Source organism: Pseudomonas lactis (genome assembly GCF_001439845.1).
GTDB classification, from domain to species: Bacteria; Pseudomonadota; Gammaproteobacteria; order Pseudomonadales; family Pseudomonadaceae; genus Aquipseudomonas; species Aquipseudomonas lactis.
This window is the reverse complement of sequence record NZ_JYLO01000013.1, coordinates 1-24372: the sequence shown is the minus strand read 5'-3', so window position 1 is coordinate 24372 and position 24372 is coordinate 1. Positions and strand designations below refer to the sequence as shown.

Genomic DNA, 24372 nt, shown 5'->3' with positions numbered 1-24372 from the left:
GGTTATTCCCAATTGCCCAGGTCGGCACTGTAGCCCTCGCCGCCGGGTTGGCCGTCCTGGCCGTAGAAGATCAGGTCGAAGGCGCCGTGCTCACCGGGGAAGCGATAGCCAAACCCATGGCCGAACGGGTCTTTCAACTCCGACGGTTTGGCGTAGGGGCCGGCCCAGTTGGACGCACTGGCGGGCTTGTCGAGCAGCTGTTGCAGGTTGTTGGGCGGCGCACCCACGTCCAGGGCGTAGCTGTCGATCTTCATGCTCAAACTGGCCAGTTGCGCCTTGCCCGCGCCGTACTTGCCCTTGTCCACATTGCCACCGACCTGGCGCACCACAATGGTCGCGACAATGCCCAGCAGCACAATCACCGCCAGCATTTCCAAAAGGGTGAAGCCGCCTTGGCGGTGTCGGGTTTTCATCGGTTCTGCTCCTTGAAAGTTCATATATGGCTGGTGAGGCTCATCAGCGGCAGCATGATCGCGAGCATGATCACCGCCACCAGCACCGCCATGACCACGGTCAGGGTCGGCACCATTGCCGCGAGCAAGCGTTCGATGGCGCGCTTGGCCTCGACGTCGAAAATGTCGGCAACCTTGAGCAGCATGCTGTCCAGTTCGCCGGCCTGTTCGCCGACTTCGATCATGTGCAGCGCCAGTTCCGGTAACAGCGGCTGGCGACCGAACGCATCGGCCAGGGTGCCGCCGCCCTTGACCCGTTGCGCCGCCAGCGCCACTTGCGCCTGGAGCGCACGGTTGCTGCAAACCTGCCGGGCGATCACCAGCGCGGGCAGCAGCGCCACGCCATTGCTGAGCAACGTGCCGAGGGTGCGGGCCAGGCGGGCGGCTTGCACCCGTTGCAACAGCGGGCCGATCACGCGGATGCCCAGCAGGTGACGGTCGTAACGCTCACGGCGCAGGGGGTCGCGCAGGCGCGCTGCCAGGACCCATCCACTGATCGACAACCCGGCCAGCACCACTAGGCCATAGGCGCCGAGGAACTCGCCAAGCGCCAGGATCACCTGGGTGATCAGTGGAATCGGTACACCCAGGTCCTGGAAAATCGGCACGAATTGCGGCACCACATAGGCCAGCAACAGCGCCAGGGAACCCAGTACGCCCACCACCAGGAAGGCCGGGTAGATCAGCGCATTGATCACCTCGCCGCGCAGCAACTGGCTGCGCTCCAGGTAGTCGCTGAGCTGGCGCAGGGTGCCTTCCAGCGCCCCGCCGGCTTCACCGGCGCGCACCATGCTCAGGTACAGCGGGGAAAACGTACCGCCCTCCTCCTCCAGCGCCGCCGACAGCGGTTTGCCGGCCTTGACCTGATCGCGAATGCGCTCGATCAAGGCCCGCACCTGGGGATGGCGGGCTTGCTTGAGCAACAGGTTTAAAGCGCGTTCGAGGGGCTGGCCGGCACCCAGTAGCGTGGCCAATTGCTGGGTAAAACTCACCAGCGCTGCGCCCTTCAACTGCCCGCGTGCCTGGCGCAACAAGGGGCCGCTGGCCGTTTCGATGTGCAGCAGCAACCAGCCTCGCTGATGCAAGACGGCGACGGCAGCGGCCTGGTCAATAGCTTGCAGCGTGCCGCTTTGGGCCACGCCCTGGCTGTCCAACGCACGGAACTTGAACAGGCTCACGCGTCGTCACCACGGGTGACGCGCAGCACTTCTTCCAGGGACGTGACACCGGCCAGGGCCTGGCGCAAACCGTCTTCATACAAGGTGCGCAAACCGGCGCGGCGGGCGGCGTGCTCGAGGCTGGCGGCGTCGGCGTGGCCCATCAGCAAGCCACGCAACTCATCGTTCATCACCAACAATTCAGTGAGGGCGCTGCGGCCGTGATAGTCACCGCGGTAAAGCAGGATCGGACGCTGCTCGGTCAGGCGATCCAGGCCATGCTCCTTGATCAATTCCGCTGGGGCCTGGAAGGCTACTCGCGTGGCCGGGTCCAGGCGCCGCACCAGGCGCTGGGCGAGGATACCGCTGACCGTGGAGGCAATCAGGTAGCTTTCCACGCCCATGTCCAGCAAGCGCGTGATGCTCGCCGCGGCGCTGTTGGTGTGCAGGGTTGAGAGCACCAAGTGACCCGTGAGGGAGGACTGCACGGCGATACGGCAGGTTTCCAGGTCGCGGATTTCACCGATCATGATCACGTCCGGGTCCTGGCGCACGATGGCGCGCAGCGCTCCGGCAAAGTCCAGGCCGATGGCCGGCTTGACCTGGATCTGGTTGATGCCTTCAAGCTGGTATTCCACCGGGTCTTCCACGGTGATGATCTTGCGTTCAGCCGTGTTGAGCTGCGACAACGCGGTATAGAGCGTGGTGGTTTTGCCCGAGCCCGTAGGCCCGGTGACCAACAGGATGCCGTGGGGCCGCGCCAACAGGTCCAAAAAGGCCGCCAGGCGTGGGCCATCAAAGCCCAGGCTGGGGAAGTCGAACTGCACGGTTTGCCGGTCCAACAGGCGCATCACCACCGACTCGCCAAAGCTGGTGGGCACCGTGGACACCCGCAGGTCCAACGCCTTGCCCTGAATGCGCAGCATGATGCGCCCGTCCTGAGGCAGGCGCCGTTCGGCAATGTCCAGGCGCGCCATGATCTTCACCCGCGAGATCACCGCCGCCGACGAACTGGCCGGCGGCGCTTCGGCGTCGTGTAACACACCGTCGATGCGGTAGCGCACCTTGAGTTGGTTTTCGAAGGGTTCGATATGGATATCCGAGGCGCGCTGTTCCACCGCGCGCTGCAGGATCAGGTTGACCAGGCGAATCACTGGCGCTTCGGAGGCCATGTCCTTGAGGTGTTCGATGTCTTCAAGGGCGCCGCCCTGCTCATCGAGGTTTTCGATCAGGCTGCCCATGGCGGAACGGCCCTGGCCGTAATAGCGCTCGATCAGCGTGTCGACTTCAGTACGCGAACCGATGGCCAGCCAGACCGGCACCTCACAGGCATACGCCAGGGCCTGGAACGGATATAACTGCGCGGGGTTGGCCGCCATTACGCACAACCCGCCCTGATGCCAACTCATCGGCACTACTTGGTAATGACGCATGAAGCGCTCGGTGAGCACGGGAAGCGGGTCGAGCAACGGCGGCGCGGCGTCGGCCAACAGCAGTGGCGCATCCAGCAAATCAGCCCAGGCGCGAGCCAGTTCGATTTCAGACACCAAGCCCAAGCGCGTGAGTAAACCGAGCAGGTCGCCAGGCTCGGCGGATAAACGCTGTGCGCGTTCCAGATCAGCGGTTTTGAGCCCGGCGTGCTGCATCAGCCACGCGCACACCTGGTCGGTATGCGGGATCTGCATTTTGCAAGCATCGATGGGCGCTGACGACATCATTGAGGAATATCTAACGTTGCGAAAAGTATGGCTATTTAGAACTACCGAACAATGCCATTAGTTCGCCATAGCCCAGGCAGGCGTTAGCCGGGTGTATCGACTGGAAGTTATAGCCCTAGTTCCGGACGAGGGGGTAATTAAATACAAAACATTGCCAAATGCAGTGATTTAGAGCGTTGACACGCCAATAGCCACTAGTTGCACTTAGCCATAATTAAGTTGTTCAGGTGCTCTCTCGTTCAATTAACTGACAGTGCAAAAGATTCAAGCGCTCAACTTCCTCATCGGTTGCTAATACACCCAGACTTTGCAGGACGCGTGTGGCGGCGAGCACACCGATCTCCAACGCGGGTGGCTGGAGGGTGCTGAGGCTGGGCAACAACATGTGGGCAAACGGGTAATCGCCAAAACCCAATACGGCGCAGTCCTGGGGGATGCTCAGCCCGGCGCGTTGACCGGCCAGCAAACCGCCCGCGGCGAGGTTGTCATTGGCGAAGAAAATCGCATCGGGCGTGATCGCCTGCCCCATCAGCGCTTCCATGGCTTGCTTGCCGGCTTCGAAGGGCGCACGGTCGGCGTCCGGCACAAAGACCCACGGGTGCACACCCAACTCGGAGAGGGTCGCGGTAAATCCATCGCGCCGCTCCAATGCGCTGAGGTCGCCCACTGCACTGTTTTGTACGAAGGCGATGCGTCGATAGCCTTTGCCATGCAAGTAGCGCGCGGCGGTGACGCCCACTTCATAATGAGAAAACCCCACTTGCAACGGCGCGCGTTCCGGCACGTAGTCCCAGGTTTCGACGATCGGTATATCTGCCTCGGCGATCATCTTCTCGGTGCCAGGGCTGTGAAAGCGGCTGGTCAGCACCAGCGCTGCCGGCGACCAACCGAGAAAAGCGCGCACCGCACTTTCCTCCTGCTCGATGCTGAAATAGCTGGAGGCCAGCAACAGCTGGTAGCCGTGACGACTGAGGGTGTCGCTGAAGCCCTGCAGCGTATTGGCAAAAATCGGCCCCGAGATATTCGGAGTCACCATCGCAACGATTTTGCCGCGCGCGGAGGCCAACCCGCCGGCCACCAGGTTCGGCACATACCCCAACTGCGCAACTACCTGGGCGATACGTTCACGGCGCTCGGGTGACACCTGTTCAGGTTGGTTGAAGTAACGCGACACCGTAATGGCCGACACCCCGGCCTGGCGCGCCACGGTGTTGAGGGTGACGCGGCCGGCGCCCCGGCGCTTGCGCGGTTTTTGTTCGTTCACGGCAAAAACCTCAAAAAGGAATATAAAACTAATTTTTTAGTATTTGACGCTCTAAACCGACGCCTTCAATAATGCCGATGTTAGCGCTAACAAAGCGCACTGTCTGCTACTCGCTCGAGCGAATGCCCAAGACATTTTCAGGCGCTGAAGGTCGCAGAACCGCAGCGGACCAGGGTATTTTTTCGAGCGGGCACAGCATGCATAACTTTCCACGGCACACCCATTTGTTGTTTCTGGCTGGCCTCAGCGCCTTGCCCGTCTGCGGCGCTGTAGCGGCTGACGAACAGGAACCCACGCTCCAATCCGTGACAGTCACCGCTACCCGCCGCGAAGAATCGCTGCAAAAAGTGCCGGTGGCCGTCTCGGTGCTCGATGGCGAGCAACTGGAGCGTGACAATCGCAACGGGGTGGCGAGCATCGCGCAGCAAGTACCGTCGCTGAACTTTCGCACCGGCGCTTCGAACAAGGACACCTCATTGTTCGTGCGCGGCGTGGGCACCATTTCAACCTCGCCGGGCGTTGAGCCAACGGTGGCTACGGTGATCGATGGCGTGGTCTATGCACGCCCCGGCCAGGCCACACTCGACCTGTTGGATTTGGAGCGCATCGAAGTGCTGCGTGGCCCGCAAGGCACGCTGTTCGGCAAGAACGCGTCGGCCGGTGTGCTGAATATCACCAGTAAGGCGCCGACTGCCCAGACCCACGGTTTTATCGACCAGTCGTTCTACAGCGGCCATGAAAGCCGCACGCGCTTTGGCATCGGTGGCAGCCTGGTGCCGGAGGTGCTCAAGGGCTCGATCAGTACTTTGTTCGGCAGCTACGACGGTAACGTCGACAACCGCCACAACGGCCAGGAGGTCAACGGTTACAACCACAAGGGCATTCGCGGCAAGCTGGAATTCACGCCCAACGATGACGTGACACTGACCCTGATCGCCGACTACATGCAATCCCACGACGACGCGCCCAATGGCGTGGTCAGCAAGTCCCTCAGCCCGGCGTTCAGCAATGCCTTGAGACCGGTGCGCGCCTCAAGTGACAACCGCGATATCAACACCGATACCCGCAGCCATGTGGAAGACACCAACAAGGGCTTGTCGGCGCAGTTGGACTGGAATCTGGGTGACTACACCCTCACCTCAATCACCGCCTGGCGCGGCTGGGACAACACTCAATATCAGGATGGCGACCGTCTGGGCACGGTCACCGCCGCGTTCCCCGGCACCGCTGACAAGGGCGACCTGGCGTTCGACCAATACTCCCAGGAGCTGCGCCTGGCCTCGCCCAAAGGCGAGTTCCTGGAGTACGTCGGCGGCCTGTTCTACATGCATGGCAAGGATGAGGAGACCTATCAGCGCACCCTCACCACCACGACGCGGGTCGATAGAGGCATTGCCGGCTACAGCACCACCAGCGACAGCTACGCGGTGTTCGGCGAGACCACGCTCAACTTCACCTCGCGCTTTCGCGGCATCGCCGGGTTGCGTTACACCCATGACGACTTGCAGTACGACCATCGCCGCGTGTCCACCTCTGCCACTACCGTCAGCGGCATTCAACCGGCGACGTCGAGTTCCGGTTCGGTAGACGAGGATGGTTGGTCCGGTCGGCTGGGCGTGCAGTACGACATCAGCGACACCGTGACCAGCTACCTCACTTACTCGCGTGGCTACAAAGGCCCGGCCTACAACGTGTTTTTCAACATGCAGCCGCGCGACACCGACGCGCTCAAGCCAGAAACCTCCAATACCTGGGAAGCCGGAATCAAGGCCACGGCCTGGAACAACCGCCTGACCACCAACCTGGCGGTGTTCCACAGTGACTACGACAACTACCAGGCCAACTTTTTCGACACCGTCGCCGGCCAAGTCGTGACGCGCCTGATCAACGCCGGCAGCGTCAGCACCGAAGGCGTCGAGCTCGATTACGCCCTGCAAGCCACTCAGCAACTCAAGCTCTCCGGCGCCCTGGCCTATACCCGAGCGCGCATCGATCAGTTCGCGTGCCCGCCAGGCGCAGCGGCAACCTGCAACGTCAATGGCAAACCACTGCCGTTCAGCCCGGACTGGAAAAGCTACGTGCGCGCCGACTACAGCATCCCCCTGGAGAACGGCCTGGATATCGAACTGGGCACTGACTACAGCTGGCAGAGCGAAGTGCAGTACGACATCAGCCAGAACCTCGACACCAAACAAGGCGCCTACGGCCTCTGGAACGCCAGCGTGGCCCTGGCCGACTATACCAATGGCTGGCGCGTGGCGCTGTTGGCGAAGAACCTCGCTGACAAATCCTACTCACCGCTGCTGGCCAGCGGCGGCAACTACATCTACCGCGCCGTGCCTCGTGACGATGAGCGTTACTTCGGCGTGCAACTGCGCAAGGATTTCTAGCATGGGCCGTCAACTCAAACTCGGCGCCTTCCTGATGGCTACCGGGCACCACGTGGCCGCCTGGCGCCACCCCGACGTACCGGCGAACGCTGGCCTGGATTTCGCCCACTACAAGCATTTGGCACGGGTGGCGGAAGCGGCGAAATTCGACGCACTGTTCGTGGCCGACAGCATCGCCGCCGCCACCGGTGAGGTCGCCAGCCAAATGGCGCGTTCGGATCATTTCGAACCGCTCACCCTGCTCTCGGCCCTCAGTGCGGTGACCGAGCATATCGGCCTGATCGCCACCGCCACCACCAGCTACAACGAGCCTTACCACGTGGCGCGCAAATTCGCCTCGCTGGATCACCTCTCCGGTGGTCGCGCAGGCTGGAACCTGGTGACCTCGGATAACGCCGCCGAGGCGCTGAATTTCGGCCGCGACGAACACCTGGGTCACGCCGAACGCTACAGCCGCGCACGGGAATTTCATCAGGTGGTGACGGGGCTGTGGGACAGCTGGGACGACGATGCTTTCGTGCGCGACAAGGCCAGCGGGCGCTATTACGAGCCAAGTAAACGCCATGTGCTGGACCATGTGGGCGAACACTTCCAAGTCAAAGGCCCCCTGAACGTGGCGCGCTCGCCCCAGGGCCAACCGGTGATCGTGCAGGCCGGCTCCTCGGAAACCGGCCGTGAACTGGCCGCCCAGACCGCCGAAGTGGTGTTTACCGCGCAGACCTCATTGGCCGACGCGCAGGCTTTCTATAGCGACCTCAAAGGTCGCCTGGGCCAGTACGGGCGCGAGGCCGACTCGTTGAAAATCATGCCGGGCGTGTTTGTGGTGGTGGGGCAAACCGAAGCCTTGGCCCAGGCCAAATTCGAAGCGTTCCAGGCGCTGGTCGAACCCGAGGTGGGGGTGGCGCTGCTGGGGCGCATGCTGGGTAATTTCGACCTGTCCGGCTACCCCCTCGATGGGCCGCTGCCCGAGTTACCCTTGACCGACAGCGGTCAACGCAGCCGCCAGCAACTGCTGAGTGAACTGGCCCAGCGCGAACAGCTGACATTGGCGCAACTGGGCCGACGCATTGCCGGTGGCCGCGGTCATTACAGCGTGATCGGCACGCCGATTCAGATCGCCGATGAACTGCAGCGCTGGTTCGAAGAAGATGCGGCGGATGGCTTCAATATTCTGGTACCGCACCTGCCGGGCGGGCTGGAGGATTTTGCCCGCCTGGTCGTTCCCGAGTTACAGCGGCGTGGCTTGTTTCGGCGCGAGTACACCGGCACCACACTGCGCGAAAACCTTGGTTTGGCGAGCCCGGTCAGCCGTTTCAAGAAGACGCGATCATGAAGCCCCAGGTAAAGCGGCAGCCAGAAAGGCACTGCCGCAAACACCCCGTACAAGCCAGAATGTGCCGAACTTACAAATCTCCACGATGAACAACATGTACCTTATTGCCATCTGGATCACGCAAGTATGCGCCGTAGTAACCTTCACCATACTGCGGACGTAAGCCGGGCATTCCCTCATCCGATCCGCCCGCATGAAGCCCGGCGGTATAGGCAACGTCTACCGCATCTGGAGAGGGAGCCGAGAAAGCGACCATGCTGCCATTGCCTGCACTGGCTTCGTTGCGATCATAAGGGCTGTACACATAAAAGCGAGGAAGAGCGCTATCTGGCTTGACCCAGCATGCCGACTTCGGTCCACCATCAGGAGTTACGGTGCGGCGACACAGTCCCAGAGGGATCAGTACGGCGTCGTAAAAAGCGGCAGCCTGATCAAGATCGTTTGTACCAACAGTGATGTGACTGAACATCCGCGACCCTCCTTTGTTTTTGATGTGGGGGATTCTATCGTGCCTTTCCAAGTGGGCACCGCTCATTGGGTGAGAAGGCGGCGCTCAACCTTAAGAAGAAAATAGGGCTCACGCTTGGCGTGCTGGTCAACCCGTACGGGCACGGGCCGGCATTGATCGAGGGTGAGTACACCCGTCAGGAAGACTTAGGGAGTCAGACTTGGTGCTTCTTGAGGGCATAGCTACCCAGCTTGAAAAGGCCAACGCTGAAAAGCCTTGAGCCAGATGCAGAAAGCCCGGCACATGGCCGGGCTCAAGGTTTTCAGGGACCCGCTGACCACTTAATCAGCAGCGCAGCCTGGCAATTTGGGTTGGACTTCGACTACTACAAGCTCTTCAGCGTACCCAGCGTCATCCTGACCCGCCTGACAAGCACTTTTGCTCATTTCGTACTGACGAAGAGTAATATTTCCCTTGCGGTGCTCACTCATATCCTCCACACCTTGCACCAGCTCGGCAAACAGGCTGCGTTTCAATTCCCACCTCATTTTTCAACTTTGCGCCAACGGATGCGCAAAACGAAAAAGCCCAGCAGACAAGCCGGGCTTTTACTGGTTACTCAATACTAGGCGTCAGACGTTTTATTTCTGACAGAATCACCAGCGGAGAGTGAGCATTTGATTTTTGCCGCATGCGCAACCACCTCACGCTGGGAAGCACTTGCCTTGTGAAGTACCTCCCGGAAAACCTCACGTTTGGTCTCGTAGGAGGCCTTACTGAAGAAATCGGCCAATAGGCTGGAGTCTTCGGTGTTAGTTTTACGCATGACGATCTGCCTCAGTCAGTAGCTCGATGAGCTGCTGGTAATCATAGGTCTCTGGAATTAGGGCGTCAATCTGCTCCACCGTTACCCCATCCTCATAGAACTCTTCGGAGCAATCTGTGTTCTTTACGAGCAAATCTATGTGCAGACCCCGCCCATAGGACTTCCTTAACTCAACAATATTCCGACGCACTGCCAAGTATTGCTGAGCAAATTTCTCCATGGGAATATTTCTTCCCTCAGTTATTTCCCGTGCTTTCACGAATTCCCAGGCGAGCTCTGCCCGCTGATAGACGTACATTATCTGGGCAGCCCTACTACCTTTCAGAACCCTATCGATATTACGCTTTGCGACATCGAGATTCGACATCGTTCCGTCAAGGATGAACGAAACGCGCATCTCAAAGGCTCGATCCAAGACCTTTTCGAGGATCTTGGTCACAGCCCGCTGGAAAAGGTAAGAGTTCCCACCAGAATAACCAGGGATAAGCTCTCGAAACTCATCCGGATCAATTCGGAGAACTCGACGCCCCTCGCCTTCCGGATGCCCTTTCTCCAAAGCCTCCACCATTGCTTTGGAAATCTCTGTTTTTCCAGCACCAGGGGAGCCCGCCATAAAGACGGTAAGCGGAGCGCGCTCTGGAATAAAAATCTTGGTGTCGACAATCTGCTTTGCCAGAGACCGGCGGTGCGCGATGGCAAACTGAAAAGCAGCCTCTTCCAGCTCTATTTCTTCAGGGGTCATTGGTGGCTCGAAACTCGTTTTCCAAAAACTAACACTTTGCTCGGCCTTAAACCACGCCACCTTGAGACAAAACAAATAGCCCGGAGCTGGGCCGTGATGCCGGTCAGTTAAGGCTTTTTGTAGGAGCAAGCAAGCTCGCTCCTACAGAGGGCTATACGCTTAACTGAACGGCATTACGGCGCGGGGCCGGGCTACCAGCCAGCAGGGCTCGCTCCCGCCATAGAGCTTCCAGCTTCGTCAGTCTCTTCCCAGTGATCACGTGGAGCACGTTGATATCGTGCCTTCGATTGGATGCTCGAAGATGCCCAGCTTCACATCCAACAGGCCGGCCTCGATCTACTCCTGATACGGCTCGTTCGAACGGGTTACCCAGCCTTTCAGCCTCGTGAACTGCAACAGACTGGTACGGCCAGTGCCGATGATCTTCGCAGCCTGGGCGGCGTTGTACTTCTTATGCGACACCACAAATATGTCGTGAAAGACTACCTTGGGCGCGTCCTGCTCTACCTTCACTTCCAGCTTGTGGTTTTCGATAGAGAGGGCAGCATTCTGCTCTTCCAAATCGGCAGCTAGGCGCAACGCTTCTACACCTCCGTCCCCCACGTATAGATCTGCACGTTGCCGCCACTGGCAGCCTCCTTACCAGGAATCTTGACGATATCCAGCACCTGCTCATATGTCATGCCGGGCTTAATTGCAGCGTATTGTTGATCACTAATATTGGGACGCTGGGCCCTTATCGTTTCAAGATCGGGAAAACCGGATTGGTAGCTGACGTTATTGCCATTGCCAGAAATGACCGGACCGTTGTTACCGCTGGAGCTGTGCGAAACCGCCGGGGTCGGTAGGACGAGCGCCGCCACTGATGCCAACGCTCCCATATGCCAGCGTACAAGCCAATTTGTTTCATGTTTGCCATGCCATTCTCTGGGTTCTCAGATGATTCAGTTATACGGTCACGGCGAAGCGCCGAGCGTCAAGGGCGGCAACAGCCGAGAATCCAGCGCCCTTCTTGAAGCTCATGTTATGGACAAAATTCTTCATCGCATCAGACGGGTCGATGGTTTCGAGGTTAAGTCCGTCAACAGTTAGCCTAGAGAATGCAACACTCAGAATTGGCTGTTCCTCCATATGACCTGTTGAGCTGTTGAGCACATTGTCAAGAGCGGTGACGATGACTAGGTCATCCGGCAGGATTGCCAACAACTCTCGACCTACTCGCAGCGCGCAGCTGCACACGTAGTCCTGATGGAGTTCGTTGAACCGACCAATTGGCATAGCTTTGGTCGACAACTTGCCGCTTTTGAGTAGAGATTTGATTTCGGTAGGAATCACGTCGGAGCCATGGATAGCGACTTTGGCTTCTAGGACACCACCTTCATGAACAATCATCTGAATAGCTGAGCCGAGGTGTGATATTTCTGCAAACGACTCGAAAGCTTCGATGGCATCTAGCTTGGCCTGACGGTCACCATCAAGGATACGGATCGCAATGTCCCTCTCCTCTGCCCACTCGGTATGGGCAGTTTTCCATTCATCAAGCTGAGCCTGATATCGCCTTTCGTCTTCCGCCTGCGCGGCGCCAATCTTGCTTTTCAGGGCTGCACGCTGACGAGCCTCTAGCTTGAAGAGCCGAGCCCAGAAATTGGGGTGATATGTAGCGGCCGCGTGCGTAGCTTCTTGTTCAAGAGTACCGCTCTTGAGTGGCTGTCTAGGTTCAGGATTGGAGAGAAGTCGCTTCCATTTCACAGCCTCGGCACACTCCTTGTGCATCGAAAGGATGATATCTACGTGATTTTCGTACACCTCAACTTCATACGCTGCTTGTTCCAGCGCTTCCATCTTTGCATACTCTTTCTGTCGCTTTTCAAGTTCACGCTGACGGCGATGAGCGTTACGCTCTGATCGCCGCGCAGACGCCTGCAGCGAACGTACAGTCCCTTTCCAACCCATCACGACTCTCCATAACGCCCATATGATGGCACATTAACATAACTCTTGGCGTTGCCTGAATCACCTGCGCATTTCGTAACCGAAACATCAGTTAGCCCATAAAGAATGCATTTGTACTCCACGCTTCTCAGAGCAAGGGCACGTTCAGTTTCCCAGAAGTAAGAGGACCTTCACGGCCCCCTTGTTTCTTGTTTACTCCACCATTTGACGTACGGCCCTCTCAATCCGCTGGCGTCCCGCATGAGCAAGCTTGCTTACACCAGCTTCCTTCGCGACCGCATATATTAGGGCCTCCCCTTCGTGCCCCCGCTGCACCATCTCGTCAACCAAAGCACATAGTTCTGGCAGGCAGATTTCAGATAGCCCTCTCGTGGTGTCTTCATCGCCGGGCTTACGAAAGACTACACTGGCATCCGACTCGATATGAGTCGGCCAGAAAAAGACTCCTGTCTGCTCCTCTTCATGTGAGCGGAATCGCGCCCGGGCAATTTGGTCAACCCGATCACGTATCCGTGAGCCGGTTCGTACCCAGCCATGAGCACGGGCAATGCGCTTTGCAAGCGCCGTGTCCAGAACCGGCCCCTCTTTCGCCACGACATGAGCAATCATCTGCTCCAACGTTTCCGTGTAACTCGCCTCAAAGAACTGATCTGGATCGACCAACCCTACCGCCTGACGAGGGTCGGATTCTTTATAAATCAAATATTCAAGGGGACGAGCAAAAGCCAGGACATCCTCATCTGGCTTGATAGATGCAGCCTTGGCGTACTTGAAATCAGGGAATGCACCTGAGGGATCATCGGATTCGCCCGCACTATCCAGTGTGGCGACCACAGCAACCTGACTTACTACCTCAATGACCTCCGCCATAGCTGCGTCGATTTTCAGCCGCTCTGCCTCTTGAGCGGCATCGATGACAGCCTGCTTGGCTCGGGACTCAGCAAGGAGTTCGTTCAGACGTAGATGTACCTTTTCGGCAGTTCCAATTGCATCAACCCACCAGTCCGTCGACCATATCCTAACGATCTCCCAGCCAAGTCCACGCAGTACAAACTCACGGAGCTTGTCACGATCACGAGCTGTCGCACTGCGGTGATAGGTAGCACCGTCGCATTCAATCCCGGCAAGGTACCGTCCAGGTGTGTCAGGGTGAACAACCCCAAGGTCTATTCGAAAAGAGGAAACGCCAATCTGGGTAAATATCTGCCATCCCTTTTTAGCCAAGGCCGCTGCAACTGCCTCTTCGAATGGGCTGTCAAAACTACCCACACTACCAAAGTCAGCCTCTGCGAGAGCCCGTGGGCCACGCTCTGCAAACTCCAAGAAGTGCTTAAGATCTCGAACCCCGATCGCTTGCGTACGAGCTAGATCAATATGCTCTGGGCGCAAGGTCGAAAACACCACAAGCTCCTGGCGAGCACGGGTTATTGCCACGTTCAGTCGACGCTCACCGCCAGGGCGGTTCATCGGACCGAAGTTCATGGACAGCACACCGGCGGCGTCTTTTCCGTAGGTGGTCGAGAAATAGATGATGTCTCGCTCATCGCCTTGAACGCTCTCAAGGTTCTTGACGAACACAGGCTCCAGCTCGGACTCAGCGAAATACGAATCGAGTGATGGGTCTTTCCGGCAAGCCTCATCCAGCATGTCCATGATGAGCTTCTGTTGCTCGCCGTTAAAGGTTACGACCCCCACGGTCCGCCCGCTTTCGCGGAAGGCCGGAGACTGTAGGCGGGCAACCAAATCAGCAACTAAATATCTGGCTTCAATTAAGTTTGTTCGCGCCCCCCCCTTGTCATATACACCCGGGACTGGGCATAACCGTACTGCTTTGTCGGCCGTAAACGGTGATGGGAAAGTCACCAGCTTCGACTGGTAGTATCGCTGGTTCGAGAAAGCGATCAGACTTTCGTGGCGGCTACGGTAGTGCCAGTTCAGATTACGCATTGGCAGATTGGCACTGATGCACTCGTCCAGAATACTCTCGAGATCAGCCTCTACATCCTCGTCTTCAGCGGTCGACTCAGCTCGGTTAAAGAACGAAGTCGGAGGGAGTTGTTTGGGGTCGCCCACCATCACCACTTGCTTCCCTCGGGCCATTGCGCCGATGGCATCCCAGACAGGTATTTGAGATGCCTCATCGAAGATAACGAGATCGAATGGCGTCGAGGCAGGAGGCAGATACTGAGCAATGGATAGAGGGCTCATGAGCAAACATGGAGTCAGCTTGGTTAGCGCTTCTGGCGCACGACTCATCAGCTCCCGCAATGGAATATGCTTGGTCTTCTTGCCCATCTCATGTCGCAGGACTCCCCACTCTGAAGAGCGACTCACACTGTCTTGGCTTGGTAGGTCGGAACATAGCCGAGCCCGGAGCCAGTCCTTGGTCAACTCGGTGAACTTGTCATCCAAAGCCCGGAAATCACGAATGCGCTGTTCATGCTCCGCGCTGACGAAAGTCCGGATCACCTCTTCGTTGTCGACCGTCGTGTTCAGCCACCAGCGGGCATAATTTACTTCCAATACACGACGGACTTTTCCAGAGCTGATGGCTCCTGTTTCCATAGATTGAACAATCGGAGCCAGGCCGACAGCGTAGGCCTCATCGCGAACCTTCCGCCAAGCGCACCATGCCTTCAGGCGCGATTCAGACGAAACGACAGTTTCGCAGTTTTTCTTGATATCACTTAGTGCCAGGTTGGCAGTTTCGATGACGCCCATTTCGGTGAAATGACCGACGGCAGTCAGGTGCGTTGCTCGCTCCTGGAGCAGCTCGAGCTTTTCACGAAGGGTAGCGCCGGCAAAGGCTATAGCAGCCTCCGGCTCAAGTAATGCGTTACCATCACCCAGCAAAGTTTGAAGCGGTGCTTTGTAGGCCGCGACCTGCTCAGGATTGAGTGCTAGCTTCGCTACCGCGGTAGCCATCTCCTCTTGGAAGGCTACCGCCGTAAGTGCGACGTCAACCTTCGTTTTTAAGTCATTCCAGACAGGAACGATTTCTCGAAGATCAGCCAGATCCACCAACTCTCGTTCAATTGCTGCTCTTTTCTTGAGCAGCTCAAAATCAGCTTTAAACGACGAGCCACAACGCCCTTCCTCTACATGAGGATGATCGTCGACAAGCCGACCACGCTCTTCAATGTCACGTCGTTCAGCCTGGAAACGTAGCGCTGCAGTCAGCACGTCAATATCAGTGGTTAAACCGCTCCAGAGAAAGCTAGTTGCCAAGCTGAGATCAACCAGCTCATCTAACCCAGCATCGAGACGAGTCAGCGTACGCAGCCGGCGGAGTTCCTCCTTCAGCTCATCACCTAGCTGGCCCTGCTCAACCAACTGCAAGCCGTCATCGATCCAAGCAGAATTACTTTTCTGAAGCCGCATAGCCTCCTGCAGCTTGATCGCTGTCGCGAGATGCGTTGCTTCGGATTTGGCACCTTGCCAAACAGCAACACACTCATGACCTGGCTCCAGCTCATCGATTGCTCGACGCACCGACCGAATCTCTTCCCAAGTAGCGAGATCCTTGCCATTGTCGATTTCACCTGTTGATGTCTGCGTCGGCGCCAATAGCCCAGCGATGCGGCGTTTTCCGAACCAAGACTTAGGCCAGAAAGACTCCTCCGCTTCTTTCCATTCGCGCAGTAGGAGTTCGGTATCAAGTACTTCAATCGCATCCCCGTAGGACGCCGTTAGCTGGTGCTTGAGGTCGTCTATCTGACGCAGCAATGTGACAGCTTGCCCGAGAACGTCAGTGACATTTACTGGCCAGGCCGAGCCTAGATCAACGAATGTAGCGCGGCGTTGCTGCAGCAGATCAATGCCTTGTTTAGCTTCAGCAGTAATACGAGAGGACCAGAAGGATGAGAGTCTGGAGTTAATGTTCCGGTGTTCGTCGACCCAAGTGCAGCCGTCACTCAGGCGTTTAGAAACCGAGCGAGCATCGGGGCGCAGTGCGAACCGCCAATCATGCCCAGCGGCAGCGGGAAGTACTCGAGAAAGAATCGACAACCCCTCAAGCGCTGTTGGGGTGTACTCCGTAACAGGAAGACCTGACAGCTCAACGAAGCGATCGGCAGCTCGCTGGACTTCAAGCACAGCAGGAAGCACGTCACGAGCCGCCTGCACGAATTGTTGCTGCCAATGAGGCGACCACTCTGCTTGGCCGACCCCGGACAAAGCGTTGCCTGCCAGCTGACTGTAACCCACAGCCTGGGCGTTCACTTCAAGGCGGTCGCCCAGCTCTCGAAGCGCAAGCATGGCCTTCTGATCATGAGTGTCCGGGGATGACCAAGAAAGCGCAGCAACTGCCTCATCAACACCCGATGTCACAGCCCCGATAGCATCGTAAATCGTATAGCCATTTCGGTGCCGACGATGCAGACGCTCGACATAAATATTAAGGCTGTCACGCAGGGAAGCCAGCCGCTGCGCTTCCACCTCCCAAGCGGAAGCATCTACCTCCCCTTTCGCTTCCCAAGCCGACTGCAACTGAGCAAGGACATCCGTTTTTCGAGCCTTACTGGAGTGAAGTTCAAGGCAAAACTCACCCAGACCGATTTCACGCAAGCGGCGGTACACGACATCCAGGGCAGCAATTTTCTCAGATACGAACAGTACCCGGCGCCCTTGAGCGATGGACTGGGCGATCATGTTGGAAATCGTTTGGCTTTTACCCGTACCCGGTGGACCTATGAGAACGAAATCTTTTCCCTTTGCTGCTGCCATCACAGCAGCAAGCTGAGATGAATCAGATGGCAATGGGCAGAACACATCAGTCGGACCATAATCACGGTCCAGTGACTCCGCCTCCGGAAACGGGGTATCGGAGATGAACGAATCACGTGGCGTATCCAGAAGGTGCTGGACTACAGGGCTCTGTCTAAGGTGCTCTGCATTCTCGGCAAGATCCTTCCACATAAGATACTTGGCAAACGAGAACATCGAGAGCACAACGTCCTCGTTCAGCTCCCAGCCAGGGATATCCTTGATAGCATGGCCAACTTTGTTCCAAATGGCCGCGATATCCAGACCGGAGTCGTCCCGAGGCAGCTCCTGCTCCAGTGAACCCAAGCCCAGTTCAAAGTCTTGACGCAGCATCTCGATCAGAGTCGGGTTAAAACGAGGCTCATCATCGTGCAGCACCATGGTGAATCCAGAACGCGCACTCTTACGCTCCAAAGTGACAGGAACCAAGACCAGTGGCGCTTTGTACTTCTGCCCGGCCCTATCCTCACGCGTCCAGCTTAGAAAACCGATGGCCAGGAAAAGCGTGTTGGAGCCACCTTCCTGCAAAGCAGTACGAGCGCTTCGAAATAACTCGGTTAACCGGACATCCATTTCGGCGGACGTCAGCGCAACGAATACGTCCCTACGTTTGAGAGCATCTTCAGCATGACGGCGGCGAACATCTTCTCGCTCACGCTGCTCATAGAGTGCGCGCTCACGCGGATCTGCGCCATCCATTAGGTCAGGCCTGGTAAGCAGCTTTAGAGACTGTCCACTTGCAAGTATGTCCTCGAGAGCACCAGGATCAGGAGATTCAAGCTTCAGCGCTCGCTTACCCATTTTGAAATTGAGCAAGTTATTTCGAAGCGACAGATCCAGAAGCTTTCGCTGCCATCGGCCGAGGCGATCTGCTGGGTCGAGCTTAGACAGATCCTCAACCTGTGCCTTAATATTGTCATCGGAGATGCCGATCCCGTCCTCCACAAGAATCGATGGGGCTTCATCAGACTCAGCAACGGCGACGCGTGTAATCTGAGCCTCTGAGCTGGCGAGCGGTTTTATACGTTGCAAACGGGCGCGACGGATATCTAGCAGCATCTCGAAAACACTTTCAGCGTCTTCGGCTACCTGTTTCGTGCCCATCTCTACCGCATAAGAGAATGGCGGTATCGAGGCGTGGGTAATAAGAGTGGTCTCAAACAGCACGAGCTCCTGAAGCTTCACCCGCTTACGTACTGCAGTGACATCATCCACCACGGCAGTCGTAAACTCTTCTGGCTTAAGCCACAAACCAGCAAAAGCATGACCATGGGTGAATACGATCACTGGGTTAAGACCAATCTGCTCCAATGCTGCGCAGAAAAGCAGAGTCAGGTCGAGACAAGTAGCCAACCCGGAGTCAGCAAGCTGACTGGGGCTACGAATCTTCTGTCCTGATTGTTCAAAGCTGGCCGGCGGCAACGCATAGTCGAGCTTCATGCGCGCCACCGCGCCCCACACTGCCGACGCCAACTGCCAAGCTCTTTTGGGGCCACCCTCATATCCGTCAAGTGCGGACGGCTTATCGCTAAGACGAAGCAACTCGGCTGCCTGTTTGAGCAACCGCTCAACCGCTGCATCATTCGGCTGAACAAAAGCCGCAGTCATATCTGGTAAATGCCGCAATCCGCCCCACTGGTTTCTGGGCAAAAGGTCTACGACCTGTTCAAGCCGAGCAACTTCCTTGCGACCGCTCTCCGACTCCTTGTCATCGGCTTCGAGGACAAACGTAAAGGTCGACATTTCTGACTCTGTCAGGCGACTCAACAACGGGCCGTCCAAGACAAGATCAAGCCCAGGTATGACCCGGAAGCTATCTGCAGCGATCTCGTCGATCCGCCAGATCTTAGACTTAAATACCTCGGGGGCCGAGCTAAGCGTAAGAGTGGCATTGACGAAACGATTACTCGTTTCGTTCGAGATACGAAGCTCGCGAATCACAGGGATAGCGTTCTGGAAATCTGCAAGATTTAGCTTTGCTACCAAGGTGGCAAGGACCTTTACTTCCTTAGGCGGGGCTTCTTCTTGGGGTGTGAGGGGCTGAACGATATCGTCCATGCGCAACAATCCTTGTCGTTATGCTCAAGGGAGTGCCGAAACTGAACGGCCAGGGAGCCCCTATTGAGCTGATGGCGGGATGATATCTCTTATAGCGACAGCCGTAATGTGCCTTTGGTCGTCACTGGTTTCTCTGCCCATCATCGAACGTCACATATTACGACCGACGCAGCTCAATATCGAAAAAGGATCGAAGTCCACTGGGCAAACTCCGATAGTGGTATCACATCGAAATGTCCATCAAGAGCCGGGCGTTTTGTGGGGGTAAAAACACCTGAAAATAAAAAAGGGTCGCGAGATAAAATCTCGCAACCCTTTGAATTATATGGTCGGGACGGAGTGATTCGAACACTCTACCCCTAGCACCCCATAAAGGTGAATCACAATCCAATCCAGTCTAAACAATTCCAGGAACAAGGCCTAAAGCACTGTATTTACAAGGCTAATACAGTTTACACAGTCCAACCGCTTCCGATAGTATTCTACCAAAGCCAGCGAGAAACGGTGACCCAACGGTGACCATCTGGAGCCTGGCCTTTCTGGGGAAGCGAAAGTGGCGACGATCACCGACAAACAGATGAACGCAAAACCAGCCAAACCTACCTGGCTGATCGAGGATGCTCCTCGCGGCTGCGGCCGATTCATGGCACGTCTTCGCCCAGATGGCGAACGCCTGTTTTACTTCAGGTATACCGACACCAGCGGTGGAAGAGTGTTTCTGCCCATAGGTGCATATGACGCCACTGGCACTGATGGACTTACCCTCAAGGAAGCAAGAACTAAAGCTGGAGAGTGGTCACGCCTCTACCAAAGTGGAACTCGCAACTTACGTGAACATCTGGATGCCGAGGAAGCTGCCCGTATCGCAGCCCGAGATGGTGAATTGGCACGACTCACCGCCGAGAAAGCAGAAGCCGAAGCCGAGCAAGCTCGCCAGGCGGCACGCAAGACTGTTACCGACCTATTCGAGCACTGGGCTAAGGTTGATCTCATCAACCGCAAGGACAAGGGTGCAGAGGCTCGTCGGATGTTTGAAAAGGACGTTCTGCCCTTCTTGGGCGACTTGGCTGTCGCTGATGTGAAAAAGGGTCATATCACCGAGGTGACAGATGCCCTCCTCGCTCGCGGTGTAAACCGTATGGCCAAGATGGTTTTTTCGCTTATGCGTCAAATGTTCCGCTTTGCCGTAGACCGCGACCTTATTGAGCACGATCCCAGTGCCAGTATCCGCAAAGCTAAGATAGGCGGCAAAGATACTGAACGCGACCGAGTACTGAGTGATGACGAAATCAAGCTGCTTGCTAAGAAAGCCCCTGATGCAGGACTGCTAGTCACCACCGAAGCTGCAATCTGGATTGCCCTATCGACCTGCTGTCGAATTGGTGAGCTCCTGAGCGCCCGATGGGAGCATATCGATCTAGAGCAAAGCACTTGGCTGATTCCGTCCGAGAATAGTAAAAACGGCAAACCGCACAGCATCATCCTTTCAGACTTTGCCATTAGCCACTTCAAGCGCGTAAAGCAGATTAATAGCCTGTCACCTTGGTGCTACCCGAACACCTACATAACTGACCATGTATGCCCTAAAACGGTAACCAAGCAGCTGGGAGATCGCCAGCGCCTTCCGGAACAAGGCTCCATGAGCCGACGTAGCGCCAAAGCCCAAGCACTGTTGCTACCAGGCGGAAAGTGGACGCCTCACGACCTGCGGCGTACAGGCGCGACGATTATGACTGCTATTGGCGTGCTTCCTGAAGTGGCTGAACGTTGCCTCAACCACACTGAGGAAAATAAGGTAAAACGCATTTATCAGCGTCATAGCTATGCTAAAGAAATGGCGGAGGCTTGGGAAGTTCTCGGCAAACATTTATCCGGCCTGATATAGACAACCACTCCAACCGCCCAGAGAAAAGACTAGCAAAGTTACACAAGGACACTATTACAAATGAAAAACAAAGAGTTTGTTATATCAGTAACTGAATTTCTTGAGGAGCACAGCATCTCCGAAAGTGAATTCAAAGACAGAATCGAAAAGCTGCAGATTTCCCTTTTATGCCGCCGCCCTAGAAATGTTGCAGTTCACGTATCAGGCTCGGCTATCGTCGCAGGTTCAGATGAGCTACAAACAGCACAAAGCCTATTTAAGCGGCATAGGGGCACACCTTTCAGCGAAGAGCACGATTACCACGCAATTGTAGAATCCAACATTAAATTCTTCTCCATACCCCCCTCTGAGTGGGCTGAAATTATAGATTACGGAGAAATCCTAAAGGATAATTTTAGCTGTGCCTTTATCAGCAGTATCAAAGAAGGACTTTCAGTAATTTCGGCGATTGAACAACTAAAAGCACAATTAAAACCCTATCCATCCCTTGTGGTTGACGCAGGATTTTTTGTGACTAACCGAAAAAGCAACCAGCCACAAGAAGAAAAAATTACCGCCGCGGAAATACTAATTAAAAAAGAAGACACTCAAAAAATCCTTAATGAAGGAATGGAGGAGAGCCGCTACAGTCAAAAAATGGAATGGATGTCAGAGGATCTTGCAATCCTGAACGAAGCATCAGATAGATTCATCAAAAAAGAAAAAATCACCTCAATCGATCAAAAAAAAGAACTTATCGAAAAAATAAAAGACTGGCTAAAATCTAGATTCAGCCTCAGAGGCGGTGATCTTCTAGATCAGGCGGCTTATGCAATACTTCCAGACAGGCTCTATGAGTATACACCAATTGAAAAGCCAGGCAATGAAACCATCAAAGACTATCCTTCCCATGCCTCAATCTCGTTGATTATGATAAACGAGGCGGCAAAGCTTTTCTGGAAACAAAGCCAAGAAAGCACCAAAAAATATCACCCCAAAAAGGAAACAATTAAAAACCATTTGTGCGATGAGTGTGGGCTAACAGTAAAGCTTGCCGTAGCAGCTGCCAGTATTATCAGCTTAAAGCCTAGAAAGTAATCAAAAAGGCTTTCTACACAGAACCATTAGGCGCCGCCTGAGCAGGACATGAACGTCTAGGGCGCCCTCTCTTCATAGTTTTCAGCTTTGGCATATTTCCCCTGAAAAATGACCTGCCACTATCAGCAGAGAGCCGTACCCAATAGTCCACTTTCGTAAGATATGACGCCACCCTATTCTTCAAAGCGCTTACCCTGTCCAGCTGATTAAAACTAATCATACCTATCCCAAGATATTTATATTTATCCTTTACTGCATTACAATTGAAATAGCGCCCTGATCCTGCCGTAATTGAGTCCCGCCAATACTCACCAACCATTCTAGCCAAAACCCCGTCCTGGCGATGATTTGATCCATTATAAAAAAGCAACAAATGAAAATGAAACCCCTTTAGCTGTCCATATTCCAGCTTACAAGCAAACCCTAACAACCCATCAACTGGAATGCCCTTGTGTAGATCTTTCTGCATTTTTGCCCAATGTACCTTTACCTTAATAACATCGCCATAAAAATCCTCACGACCACTTACAAAGCCTGACTGATAAGACAAATCAACACGCACAACAAGCATCCTAGAGTGCTTGGCGAAAAGAGCGTCTATATAACCTTCCAAGCTGTTAACTCGCTTAACGGACGCTTTACGGAATCGTTTCAAAACGGCTTTAAAAGCATCACTGGCCAGCTCCAGCCGCACAAACTCTACGAGATCATTCATTCTAACTAAAAAAGCCTCAGCGGCTCCATTGCGTAAATCCCGCCAGACTCTGAGCGAATGAAGCTCATCGACTCGATCAACACATCTGAAAAAAACCTCCACATAAGGATTAACTACATGACAGGGGAAGTACTGTTCAAGCATTCCCTTTCCCCTCTTCAGTTTGTCAACAAAATAGCGACCAAGCCTCTCAGCCTTAACCTTTACCCCGTAAAGTTGATGAGTATAAGAAGAGAACAAAAAGCCCTTACTATCAGCAAGCTCACACATTAATTTCTCAATAGAACGCAACTCCAACACCAAGCTTTCCTCTACCCTTAAAACAGGAAGCCCTCCGACCTCCTCAACCATTAGATCTAACGACCCTCCATTATCGATCCAATCAACTTCATCTATCACTCACTGATTCCTCAAGAAGCCAGCAACATGGCTTTGGGGGGCCATGCTGCTGACAAATGATCAGTTGACATCACAACCGTCAACTATTGCACCATCAACTTACCTAACTAATTAGCTAGACATCAAACAACTGATTTAATTAAACCAAACTACAAACCCAACAATCTAATTAAATAGTAATACATAATCAAGCAACAACCACCTTGAACATGCTTCCTATAAAACCTAGACAAACAAACCAACACAACTCGTAAACAACTAACGCCAAATATCAAAAACAACCCAAAGAGTTAGTACCCCGAAAAGAGACTAGCATCATCTACAAACCACCCTGCCAAGGACAGAGATCAACATAAATAGTTTTGTCCCCAGGATAATTCAAAATCCGGATAGCACTGTTATTTACCAGTCGCAAAAGAACATGCTCAAGAGCAGCTTTCTTTCTAAACTTCCCAGGCCCGCATTGCAAAATATAATTTTTTTTAACAAAACGCTTACCCACCTTACGAAAACTATCAAGCCAGCAATTTAATTCCTGCTCTTCATCGTTCTCTTTAGAGTTCTCCCCAAACAACTTTATAAAATCATTGGAGTACCATTTAGCAAGATCCGTTGCCGCCTGCAAGGTTGACATCGAAATATCACCCTCAAACCCTTCAAAACAATGAAGCAATGCAGCCAACCTAGAAATAACCTCAACTAACTTTGAACCATGATCACCTAGCCCATACAGTATTCCACCTGCACACATCCTTGACTCAATATCATTCGCAATCTCTACCCAAAGCCGAGCCGCTTCGGAGTCGAATCCGATCACTTCTTTTTCTTTTTTATTTCCTCTGAAACAAATAAGATCCATCTCAAGAAAGTGCTCCAACCGCGAGGCAAATTGTGTTTGATGATACCAGGACGGTACGTGAGTGCTTACATATCTAGTCCCCTGTGTTGAAGCCGGGCGACAGATTAGAAAGCGCGCCCACAAACCAGATCCCCTAGACACCCCGCCTTTATGAGCCATGTACTTCGAAAATACGCTCTCCTGGACCATAAGAGAGACTGTCAGCCCCCCTCTGGCAGGATAGTTGTCACCCTCCAGTTTTCCCCAGATAGGCGGTAAAGGACACCGATGTGGCCCGTTATTCCCATGAGCGAAAAGAAGCCGTGCTGAGCAAGTTGTTGCCGCCTTACAAC

General features: G+C 55.0%; 17 protein-coding genes. 4 read left to right on the top strand and 13 right to left on the bottom strand.

Annotated elements, in window-relative coordinates; translation table 11 throughout:
• Nucleotides 1-2 precede the first annotated feature (2 nt).
• From gspG to TX24_RS22405, 4 genes are all read right to left on the bottom strand, one after another.
• A complete protein-coding gene (gene gspG, locus TX24_RS22420; RefSeq protein ID WP_019821138.1) occupies nt 3-413 on the bottom strand; it encodes a type II secretion system major pseudopilin GspG in 411 nt (136 codons plus the stop codon).
• 20 nt (nt 414-433) lie between these two features.
• Nucleotides 434-1630, bottom strand: a complete 1197-nt coding sequence (gene gspF, locus TX24_RS22415; RefSeq protein ID WP_003192476.1) for a type II secretion system inner membrane protein GspF — start codon at nt 1628-1630, stop codon at nt 434-436.
• Nucleotides 1627-3294 carry a type II secretion system ATPase GspE gene (gspE, locus tag TX24_RS22410; protein WP_244175898.1) on the bottom strand — a complete coding sequence of 556 codons (1668 nt, stop codon included), beginning with the start codon at nt 3292-3294 and terminating at the stop codon, nt 1627-1629. The genes gspF and gspE overlap by 4 nt, the downstream gene beginning before the upstream one ends.
• Nucleotides 3295-3550: 256 nt before the next feature.
• A complete protein-coding gene (locus TX24_RS22405; RefSeq protein WP_057711150.1) occupies nt 3551-4591 on the bottom strand; it encodes a LacI family DNA-binding transcriptional regulator in 1041 nt (346 codons plus the stop codon).
• Between the two features lie 197 nt (nt 4592-4788).
• Between TX24_RS22405 and TX24_RS22400 the strand changes: the two genes are divergently transcribed.
• Nucleotides 4789-6981, top strand: a complete 2193-nt coding sequence (locus TX24_RS22400; protein ID WP_057711149.1) for a TonB-dependent receptor — start codon at nt 4789-4791, stop codon at nt 6979-6981.
• A gap of 1 nt (nt 6982) precedes the next feature.
• Entirely contained in the window at nt 6983-8314 is a 1332-nt protein-coding gene (locus TX24_RS22395; protein WP_057711148.1) for an LLM class flavin-dependent oxidoreductase, read from the top strand.
• 70 nt (nt 8315-8384) lie between these two features.
• Here TX24_RS22395 and TX24_RS31215 read toward each other — a convergent pair whose 3' ends face one another.
• From TX24_RS31215 to TX24_RS22365, 7 genes are all read right to left on the bottom strand, one after another.
• Nucleotides 8385-8783: a VOC family protein gene (locus TX24_RS31215; protein WP_082628849.1), complete on the bottom strand. Its 399-nt coding sequence runs from the start codon at nt 8781-8783 to the stop codon at nt 8385-8387.
• Nucleotides 8784-9103: 320 nt separating this feature from the next.
• Nucleotides 9104-9298 carry a hypothetical protein gene (locus TX24_RS22390; protein ID WP_057711147.1) on the bottom strand — a complete coding sequence of 65 codons (195 nt, stop codon included), beginning with the start codon at nt 9296-9298 and terminating at the stop codon, nt 9104-9106.
• A gap of 282 nt (nt 9299-9580) precedes the next feature.
• Nucleotides 9581-10459 carry a zeta toxin family protein gene (locus TX24_RS22385; protein ID WP_240520814.1) on the bottom strand — a complete coding sequence of 293 codons (879 nt, stop codon included), beginning with the start codon at nt 10457-10459 and terminating at the stop codon, nt 9581-9583.
• Between the two features lie 207 nt (nt 10460-10666).
• Nucleotides 10667-10909, bottom strand: a complete 243-nt coding sequence (locus TX24_RS32610; RefSeq protein WP_240520813.1) for a phage antirepressor KilAC domain-containing protein — start codon at nt 10907-10909, stop codon at nt 10667-10669.
• A 5-nt stretch (nt 10910-10914) separates the two neighbouring features.
• Nucleotides 10915-11193, bottom strand: a complete 279-nt coding sequence (locus TX24_RS22375) for a hypothetical protein (protein WP_157255561.1) — start codon at nt 11191-11193, stop codon at nt 10915-10917.
• A gap of 85 nt (nt 11194-11278) precedes the next feature.
• Nucleotides 11279-12283: a hypothetical protein gene (locus TX24_RS22370; RefSeq protein WP_057711145.1), complete on the bottom strand. Its 1005-nt coding sequence runs from the start codon at nt 12281-12283 to the stop codon at nt 11279-11281.
• A 192-nt stretch (nt 12284-12475) separates the two neighbouring features.
• Entirely contained in the window at nt 12476-19105 is a 6630-nt protein-coding gene (locus tag TX24_RS22365) for a DUF3320 domain-containing protein (protein WP_057711144.1), read from the bottom strand.
• Nucleotides 19106-19658: 553 nt separating this feature from the next.
• Here TX24_RS22365 and TX24_RS22360 point away from each other — a divergent pair.
• Together TX24_RS22360 and TX24_RS22355 are read left to right on the top strand one after the other, a co-directional pair.
• Entirely contained in the window at nt 19659-20990 is a 1332-nt protein-coding gene (locus TX24_RS22360) for a site-specific integrase (protein WP_057711143.1), read from the top strand.
• A 60-nt stretch (nt 20991-21050) separates the two neighbouring features.
• Nucleotides 21051-22067 (top strand): hypothetical protein, encoded by a 1017-nt coding sequence (locus TX24_RS22355; RefSeq protein ID WP_057711142.1) that lies wholly within the window; start codon nt 21051-21053, stop codon nt 22065-22067.
• A 13-nt stretch (nt 22068-22080) separates the two neighbouring features.
• Here TX24_RS22355 and TX24_RS22350 read toward each other — a convergent pair whose 3' ends face one another.
• Both TX24_RS22350 and TX24_RS22345 read right to left on the bottom strand, forming a co-directional pair.
• Entirely contained in the window at nt 22081-23181 is a 1101-nt protein-coding gene (locus TX24_RS22350; RefSeq protein ID WP_127882336.1) for a YagK/YfjJ domain-containing protein, read from the bottom strand.
• A 319-nt stretch (nt 23182-23500) separates the two neighbouring features.
• Nucleotides 23501-24372, bottom strand: an 872-nt coding sequence (locus tag TX24_RS22345; RefSeq protein WP_169878808.1) for a DUF3987 domain-containing protein, incomplete at its 5' end; no start/stop codon positions are given.